The organism is Actinacidiphila glaucinigra, assembly GCF_900188405.1.
Classification (GTDB): Bacteria; Actinomycetota; Actinomycetes; order Streptomycetales; family Streptomycetaceae; genus Actinacidiphila; species Actinacidiphila glaucinigra.
Genome location: NZ_FZOF01000066.1, coordinates 1 through 8,177 on the forward strand (window position 1 = coordinate 1; position 8,177 = coordinate 8,177).

The window sequence follows — 8,177 nt, forward strand, 5'->3', positions numbered from 1 at the left end:
TGGACCCCCACCGTCCTCACCCACGGCGCCGGAGCCCAGCCCGGCACCACCATCACACCCGGCATCGACGGCGGAAACGGCCTCACCACCTCCGCCACCCTCGGCTCCGCCACCGCGGGCCACACCAAGGGCACCGGCACCCTCGGCGCCACCCTCGACCTCCGCCTCCCCACCACCACCGACCCCGGCACCTACACCACCACCCTCACCCTCACCGCACTCAGCTGACCGAGATTCCGCACCACACCCCGGCACGGCCCCCGACCAGCGGGGCCGTGCCGGGCCGGCAGAACACCGCGTGCGGCCGGCCCGCCCCGCAGGGCTGCCCGGCCCCACGACGACGGAGAGAACCCATGACCAGGAGATCCGCCACCCCGATCTCGCCCCGCCGGATCGTCGCCGCCTTCGTGGCCGCGCTCGCCGTCCTGCTGGGGACCCCGGCGTACGCCACCGCCGCACCCACCAACCGCCCGGCGGACGACACCCCGGTCTCCTGGGGCGCCGCGCCCGCCGACACCGCGGTCGGCAAGGGACGCAGCCGCTTCAGCTACACCCTGGCCCCCGGCTCCCGTGTCAGCGACGCCCTGGCCGTGGTGAACCGCAGCGACACCACCATCAAGCTCAAGGTCTACGCAAGCGACGCCTTCACCACCCCCAGCGGCGGCATCGACCTGCTGACCGCGGACAAGAAGCCCCGTGACGTCGGGTCGTGGATCACCATGAAGTCCACCACCCTCACCTTGAAGAGCCAGCAGTCCGCGACGGTGCCCTTCACCCTCACCGTCCCCTCCGACGCCACCCCGGGCGACCACTCCGGCGGTGTCCTGACGTCACTGGTCACCGAGACCCAGGGCAGGACCGTCCGCCTCGACCGCCGCCTCGGCTCCCGGCTCTACCTGCGCGTCAACGGCCCGCTCGACCCCTCGCTGACGGTCGGCGACCTGCACGCCTCGTACCAGGGCACCCTCGATCCGGCCGGCAGCGGCAGCCTGCGCGTCACCTACACCGTCGAGAACACGGGCAACGTCCGCCTGAAGGCCCGCCAACTCCTGCGAGCGGAAGGCCTCTTCGGACTGATCGGTCAGGACGCCGGCCTTCCCGACCTTCCCGAGATCCTGCCGGGCAACTCCCTCACCCGCACCGTCACGGTCAACGGCATCTGGCCCGGCGTACGGCTGGACACGGACGTCATCCTCCAGCCGCTCGCCTCCGACGACCAGCCCGCCCTCCGGGCCCACCAGGTCACCGCCTCCCGCTCCCTGTGGGCCTGGCCCTGGGGCCAGCTCATCGTGCTCGCAGCCCTCGCCACGTCCGGCGGCGCCTACGCACTGCTGCGCAGGCGACGCAGGCGCAAGGTCGAGCGGGCCATCGCCGACGCGGTCGCCAAGGCCCTCGGCACGTCGGGTACGCGGTCGAACGATCCGCAGGGCCGGCCCTCCGCGACATGAGGCACGGCACTCAGCCGCCCGGCCCGCGCTGCGGCGTTCGTTGATCGGCCGCACGGCAAAAAACAAAGGCAAGGAGAGATCTCTCCTTGCCACTCTCAACTTATAGCGCACCAGGGGGCTTGCCGCAAGGCCCCGGTCACGGCGCACAATCGTCAGCCGACGCCGCAACCAGCGGGTTGCCGGCGCACGGGGCACCGGGACGTGCCCGGCAAGAGGTTCGACGAAGCTGGAGGCGGCGGGCACGGCCGCCTCGGAGGGATCGCAGTGATCGAGCAGTACGTGGTGGATCTCCAAGAGGTCGACGACCGGCAGGTCGCGTTCGTCGGCGGCAAAGGCGCGCACTTGGGCGGGCTGTCGCGGATCGAGGGCGTCCGCGTGCCGGGCGGCTTCTGCGTGACGACCGACGCCTTCCGGCGGGTCATGGCGCAGGCGCCGTCGATCGACGACCGGCTCGATCAGCTGTCGCGCCTGAACCCGGACGACCGGGAGGCGATCCGCACGCTCAGCGAGCAGATCCGCCGGGCCATCGAGGCGATCACCATCCCGGACGATCTCGCGGCGGCGATCACCCGGGCCCTGGCCCGGGCCGGCGAGCGGGCCGCCTACGCCGTCCGGTCGAGCGCGACGGCGGAGGACCTGCCGACGGCCTCCTTCGCCGGACAGCAGGACACCTACCTCAACGTGGTGGGGTCCGAGGCGATCCTCCGGCACGTCAGCCGCTGCTGGGCCTCGCTGTTCACCGAGCGGGCCGTGACCTACCGCCGGCGGAACGGCATCGACCACCGCACCGTCCACATGGCCGTGGTCGTGCAGCAGATGGTCGTCCCGGACGCGTCCGGTGTCCTCTTCACGGCCGACCCCGTCACGGGCAACCGGAAGACCGCCACCGTCGACGCCGCTTTCGGCCTCGGCGAGGCCCTGGTCTCCGGCCTCGTGAACCCGGACGTCTTCACGGTGCGGGACGGCGAAGTCGTCACCAAGGCGATCGCCGCCAAACAACTCGCCGTTCACGCCCTGCCGGAGGGCGGCACCCGGGAAGTGGCCGTCGACGCGCAGCGTCAGGGGCAGCCGGCGCTGACGGATCCGCAGGTCGTGCGGCTCGTGGAGCTCGGGCGGCGGATCGAAGCGCACTTCGGCCGTCCCCAGGACATCGAATGGTGCCTGGTCGACGACGTGTTCCAGGTCGTGCAGAGCCGGCCGATCACCACGCTGTTCCCCATCCCGGAGGCCGGTGACCGGGAGAACCACATCTACGTCTCCGTCGGCCATCAGCAGATGATGACGGACGCCATGAAGCCCCTGGGACTGTCCATGTGGCAGCTGACGGCCATGGCGCCGATGCACGCGGCCGGCGGGAGGCTGTTCGTCGACGCCACCCGGCGGCTGGCCTCGCCCGCGAGCCGGGCCGCCCTCCTGGAGATCATGGGGAGAGGGGATCCGCTGGTCAGGGACGCCCTGGAGACCGTCCTCGACCGCGACGACTTCGTTCCGCTCCTGCCGGACGCGGGTCCCGGCGGTCCGCCGGCCGTGGGTGTACCGGCCGGGGGTGCGCCCGCCCCGATCGCGACCGATCCGGCCGTCGTCCGCGAGCTGATCGAGCGCAGCCGGGTGTCGATCGCCGCCCTGGAGCGCGACATCCGGTCGAAGACCGGACCGGCGCTTTTCGACTTCCTGCTGGAGGCCTTCGAGGAGCACAAGCGGGTCCTCGGTGACCCGCTGAACATGCAGGCGATCATGGCGGGGATGGAGGCCACGTGGTGGCTCAACGACAAGCTGCTGGAGTGGCTGGGAGAGAAGAACGCGGCTGACACCCTGACGCTGTCCGCCCCCGACAACATCACGTCGGAGATGGGGCTGGCGCTGCTCGACGTCGCGGACGCGATCCGCCCGCACGCGGAGGTGGTGGCGTTCCTGGAGGGCGTCGAGGACGAGGCCTTCCTGGACGAGCTGGCGAAGCTCGCGGGCGGGACCGAGGCGCGCGACGCCATCGAGGCGTACCTCGACCGCTACGGCATGCGCTGCGTCGCCGAGATCGACATCACGAGGCCGCGCTGGCGCGAGCGCCCCGGCGCGCTCGTGCCCGCCATCCTCGACAACGTCAGGAACTTCGGGCCGGGCGCCGCCGAGCGGCGCTTCGAGCAAGGGCGGCAGAAGGCCCGGGAGAAGGAACAGGACGTGCTGGCACGCCTGCGGGCCCTGCCGGACGGGGACGGGAAGGCCGACGAGACCAAGCGGATGATCGACCGGGTCCGCACCTTCATCGGGTACCGGGAGTATCCGAAGTACGGCATCGTCAGCCGCTACTTCGTCTACAAGCAGGCCCTGATGGCGGAGGCGGAGCGCCTTGTGCGGACGGGTGTGCTCCCCGAGAAGGAGGACGTCTTCTACCTGACCTTCCAGGAGTTCCACGACGTCGTGCGCTCGAACCGGGTGGACGGAGGGCTCGTCCGGCAGCGCAAGGAAGCGTTCCGGTCGTACGAGGCGCTCACCACGCCGCGGGTGCTGACCTCGGACGGTGAGACCCTCATGGGGGCGTACCGGCGCGACGACGTGCCGGAGGGCGCCCTGGTCGGCCTGCCCGTCTCCGCCGGGACCGTCGAGGGCAGGGCCCGCGTCGTCCTCGACATGGCCGAGGCCGATCTCGAGGCCGGCGACATCCTGGTCACGACCTTCACGGACCCGAGCTGGTCGCCGCTGTTCGTCGGAATCGCGGGCCTGGTCACGGAGGTGGGCGGCCTGATGACCCATGGCGCGGTGATCGCCCGGGAGTACGGTCTGCCGGCCGTCGTGGGCGTGGAGGGGGCCACCCGGCTGATCCGGGACGGGCAGCGGATCCGCGTGCACGGGACGGACGGGTACGTCGAGCTCCTGACCTGAACGGGCCCCGGGGCCCCGGGCGAGCGCCGGGGCCCGGGCCCCGTTCAGGTCCGGCTCAGGTACCGGCGGAGCAGGCGACCGGTCAGCGCCCTCGTGCGGGGCCGGTCGGGGATGCCCAGGGCGGGGGCGGCCGTGCCCATCAACGCCTCGGCGAGCAGCGGCCCGAGCGCGGAGAAGGGCCGGGGCAGCCGTTCCCTGAAGACCTGGCGGGAAGCCGCCCACAGGGCCAGGCCCTCGGGGGTCCGGCGGAAGAAGCGCTCCTCGTAGGCGTCCTGAGCATCGGCGAGTTCGCCGTACGTGGCGGGGACCGGCTCGACGCCCAGCCGGTGCGCGAGCAGCGAGTGGAAGGCGTGCGCGGACTCCTCCTCGGCCGCCGTCGGGCGGCGCGGCCCGTAGGCGGCGATGAACCGCAGGGGGTGCACGCAGAACAGACCGAGCACGTAGACGTAGGCGTCGTTGTCGACGGGCAGTCCGTCGTGGACGCGGCGCAGGCCGTCCAGGACGCGCAGCGACGCCGGGCTGTCGGGACCTTGCTCGAGCACCTGGAAGAGCACGGCCCCGGTGGCCTTGGCGCGCGCCAGGGGCTCCCCGGTGATCCGGCCGGTGGACATCAGCACGCGCGCGATGGAGGGTACGGCGAAGCACCGGTAGAAGGCCAGGTTCAGACCGAGCTTCCAGGCACGCGGGTATGCGCGGGTCAGGGCTTGGTACGTGCTCCAGGGAGCGTCGCCCGCGCCTCGGGTGCCACGGGGGCCGGAGTCCGTCATCCCGCCCCGTGAGGTCGAGCGGCCTCGGCAGGTTCCCCGGTGGTCTCGACGTCCGTGGAGAACGCCAAAGAGCGCGGCGTCACAGGCTGTTCCCCGATGCTCGTGGTCCGGCACGACGTTGGGGACACCGGGACCGCCGCATGGGAACCGCCGGGCCGGGGTGACCCGGCCAAGACCCTACTCCACGGTGGAGAGCGGGTCCCCGCCGCCGTGGAGCGACGGCGGGGACCGCGGATGGCGATGAGACCTCGGGGTCAGCGGGTGATACCGCCGGCCGGGAGAGGACGCATGACGCGTGTGGTGTCGCCCGAGCCGTCAGCTGCGGGAGTCACCGCCACCGTCACCGTCGCCGTCCCCGCCGCCGTCCCCGTCGTCACCGCCGTCGTCGCCGTCGTCGGCGACCACGGAGACGGTGCTCTGGGGATGATCGGCGGCTACGGCGCTTGTTGTCGCGCCTGCCGTCCCGGTCAGAGCGGCGGCAGCGGCCACGGCGGCAATCAGTGTCCTGCGACTCATGATGGCGTGTCCTTCCGTGCATGATCGGTACTTGTCATGGTCGCCCGGTGCCGGAACGGCGCTGAGGTACTGAAGAGACCTTCAATGGCGTCCGGAGCGAGCCGGCCTAGCGGCACACCGGCCCCCGGCGTACGAGGGCTTCCGGGCTTCCGTGGGTGGCCCTGGCCGCCGACCCGATGGGCGGCAGCGGCCGGCGGCCACGGCTCCGTCCCGAGGGCCCATTCGGCACCTGCGAAACGGGGCCTGTCTCCAGAGTGCGCCCATGTCGGCCGAGATTCATCCCGACCGCGGGCCGCGACTCCGGGCCGCGGGCCCGGACGGTGCGCGAACGGCCGGAAGCCCCCGGTGTCAGCCGCCCCAGGCCTCGTCGGACGTCCGGGAGTCGAGGAAGCACTCCCTGGACCAGACGATCTTCCCGTCCACGACGCGGAGCATCGACATCAGGTCGAGCACGTGCAGCGGGTTGCCCTCGGCGTCCGAGATGGTGTCGGTCCGCCGCATGACGACGAGGTCCCCGTCGGCACGGACGCGGTGGACGTCGATGCCGAAGCCCTCAGCGCCCATGGTCTCCCGGGCGCGGCGCAGGTCGTCCAGCAGCGCGGCGAGACTCTCCACGGGATGGTCGTTGGAGGTGACCGACTGCCAGCTGACGTCGGGATGGACGAGCTTCCTGCAGGTGGCGACGGCGTCCTCGTACGTGGGACCGAAGCCCGCGCAGAAGTCACGTGCCACGTCCAACGGCGATGCAGAGCTCACGTTCTCACGTTCCTGGTGGGTGACCGGCCGGCACCGGGCATTCTGCCCGTGGGAGCCGCCCCGGTGGCAGGCCGTGCCGTACCCGGGAACGGCGCTCCCGGGAGCGACAGGGCCCCCCAGGGCGGCGCGGACGTTCGGCCTCCCTGACCGGTGGAGAGATTGTCAGCGGCTCCGGCGGGAGTTGAGGCGGGCGGCCTGGCGGGTCAGATGGTCGCGCTCCGCCAGGTTGGGTGCCTTCAGGGCCGCCTCCGCGTACAGCCGTGCCGCCGTGGCCAGGTCCCCGTCGCGCTCGTGCAGGTAGGCAGCCACGGCGGTGTACCGGGGCAGTGAGTCGTCCAGTGCCGCGAGCGCCGCCAGGCCGGTGCGCGGCCCGTCGGCCTCGCCGACGGCCACCGCGCGGTTGAGCCGGACGACCGGGCTGTCGGTCAGCCGCGCCAACTCGTCGTACCACTCGACGATCTGCACCCAGTCGGTCTCCTCGGCGGTGGGCGCGTCGGCGTGCAGCGCCGCGACGGCGGCCTGTGCCTGGAACTCGCCCAGCCGGTCGCGGGCGAGTGCCGCCTGCAGGATGCCGATACCCTCGGCGATCGCCGAAGTGTCCCACCGGCCGCGGTCCTGCTCGGCGAGGGGCACCAGGCTGCCGTCGGGCGCGGTGCGGGCGGCACGCCTCGCGTGGTGGAGCAGCATGAGGGCGAGCAGCCCCGCGACCTCGGGGTGGTCGATCGCGGCCGCGAGCCGGCGGGTGAGGCGGATGGCCTCGGCGACGAGGTCGACGTCACCGGAGTAGCCCTCGTTGAAGACCAGGTAGAGGACGCGCAGCACGGTCGCGACGTCGCCGGGCTGGTCGAACCGCACGCCGGAGACGGTGCGCTTGGCCCGGCTGATGCGCTGCGCCATGGTCGCCTCGGGCACCAGGTACGCCTGGGCGATCTGGCGGGTGGTCAGCCCGCCCACGGCGCGCAGCGTGAGCGCGATGGCGGAGGACGGCGTCAGCGACGGGTGGGCGCACAGGAAGTACAGCTGGAGCGTGTCGTCCGTCGAGGGCGCCGGACCGGGGGCCGGTTCCCGGCCGAGGAGGTCCTCGCGCCGGCGGCGGGCGGTGTCCGACCGCGTCGCGTCCAGGAACCTGCGCCAGGCCACGGTGACCAGCCAGCCCTTCGGGTCCCTCGGCGGGTCGGCCGGCCACACCCGGACGGCCTCGACCAGCGCGTCCTGGACGGCGTCCTCGGCCGCCGCGAAGTCGGCTCCGCGGCGGACGAGGACGGTGAGGACGCCGGGCGTGAGGCCGCGGATCCGGGCCTCGTCGATGGGCGTGGTCATTCGGTGATGGTGGGTGGGGTGGTGAGGAAGGGGCGGAGTTCGAGCCATTCGTGGATGGGCCTGCCGCCGGCGCCGGGGGCGGCGGAGAGTTCCGCGGCGAGTTCGAGGGCGCGTTGGCGGGTGTCGACGTCGATGACCATCCAGCCGGCGATGAGGTCCTTGGTCTCGGCGAAGGGGCCGTCGGTGACGGGTGGGCGGTCTTCGCCGTCGTAGCGGACCCAGGTGCCTTCGGGGGCGAGGGCCTGGCCGTCGACGAACTCGCCGGTCTTCTCCAGTCGGGCGGCGAAGTCGTGCATGTACTGGATGTGGTCGGTGATCTCCTGGGGTGTCCACTGGTCCATGGGTACGTCGTTCACCGCCGCCGGTGCGCCGCGGTAGTGCTTGAGCAGCAGGTACTTGGCCATGGTGGCTCTCCTTGGTGCCGGTGCGACCCATTGTGGCCGCCTTCACCACGGGGACGGAGCCGGCCGCGGCTTCTCGACATCACCGCCCG

The 8,177-nt window shown here is 72.5% G+C and carries 7 protein-coding genes and 1 pseudogene; 3 read left to right on the forward strand and 5 right to left on the reverse strand.

From position 1 onward, the window contains the following. The 3 genes and pseudogenes from CHF15_RS45405 to rph all read left to right on the forward strand — a co-directional run. Positions 1–228: pseudogene (locus CHF15_RS45405) on the forward strand (metallophosphoesterase); the annotation flags it as partial. 125 nt (positions 229–353) lie between these two features. Further along, positions 354–1,448, forward strand: coding sequence for a WxL protein peptidoglycan domain-containing protein (locus tag CHF15_RS43520; RefSeq protein WP_089229485.1), 1,095 nt, complete (start codon positions 354–356; stop codon positions 1,446–1,448). A 264-nt stretch (positions 1,449–1,712) separates the two neighbouring features. Beyond that, complete coding sequence (rph, locus tag CHF15_RS43525) at positions 1,713–4,325, forward strand: rifamycin-inactivating phosphotransferase (protein WP_089229486.1); 2,613 nt, start codon at positions 1,713–1,715, stop codon at positions 4,323–4,325. Between the two features lie 44 nt (positions 4,326–4,369). Here rph and CHF15_RS43530 read toward each other — a convergent pair whose 3' ends face one another. The 5 genes from CHF15_RS43530 to CHF15_RS43545 form a co-directional block, all read right to left on the reverse strand. Further along, positions 4,370–5,092 (reverse strand): oxygenase MpaB family protein, encoded by a 723-nt coding sequence (locus CHF15_RS43530; protein ID WP_089229487.1) that lies wholly within the window; start codon positions 5,090–5,092, stop codon positions 4,370–4,372. Positions 5,093–5,407: 315 nt separating this feature from the next. Then, positions 5,408–5,608 carry a hypothetical protein gene (locus tag CHF15_RS45410; RefSeq protein WP_179280268.1) on the reverse strand — a complete coding sequence of 67 codons (201 nt, stop codon included), beginning with the start codon at positions 5,606–5,608 and terminating at the stop codon, positions 5,408–5,410. A gap of 348 nt (positions 5,609–5,956) precedes the next feature. Further along, positions 5,957–6,364 (reverse strand): nuclear transport factor 2 family protein, encoded by a 408-nt coding sequence (locus tag CHF15_RS43535; RefSeq protein WP_179280269.1) that lies wholly within the window; start codon positions 6,362–6,364, stop codon positions 5,957–5,959. Positions 6,365–6,526: 162 nt separating this feature from the next. Continuing rightward, positions 6,527–7,684 carry an RNA polymerase sigma factor gene (locus tag CHF15_RS43540; protein ID WP_179280270.1) on the reverse strand — a complete coding sequence of 386 codons (1,158 nt, stop codon included), beginning with the start codon at positions 7,682–7,684 and terminating at the stop codon, positions 6,527–6,529. Further along, positions 7,681–8,088, reverse strand: coding sequence for a YciI family protein (locus tag CHF15_RS43545; protein WP_089229489.1), 408 nt, complete (start codon positions 8,086–8,088; stop codon positions 7,681–7,683). Before CHF15_RS43545 ends, CHF15_RS43540 begins: the two co-directional genes overlap by 4 nt. Positions 8,089–8,177 lie beyond the last annotated feature (89 nt).

Excerpts from the sequence above, each read along its gene's own strand:
- CHF15_RS43520 (WP_089229485.1), top strand. The coding sequence starts at position 354 with ATGACCAGGAGATCCGCCACCCCGATCTCGCCCCGCCGGATCGTCGCC.
- CHF15_RS43530 (WP_089229487.1), bottom strand. The coding sequence starts at position 5,092 with ATGACGGACTCCGGCCCCCGTGGCACCCGAGGCGCGGGCGACGCTCCC.
- CHF15_RS45410 (WP_179280268.1), bottom strand. The coding sequence starts at position 5,608 with ATGAGTCGCAGGACACTGATTGCCGCCGTGGCCGCTGCCGCCGCTCTG.
- CHF15_RS43540 (WP_179280270.1), bottom strand. The coding sequence starts at position 7,684 with ATGACCACGCCCATCGACGAGGCCCGGATCCGCGGCCTCACGCCCGGC.
- CHF15_RS43545 (WP_089229489.1), bottom strand. The coding sequence starts at position 8,088 with ATGGCCAAGTACCTGCTGCTCAAGCACTACCGCGGCGCACCGGCGGCG.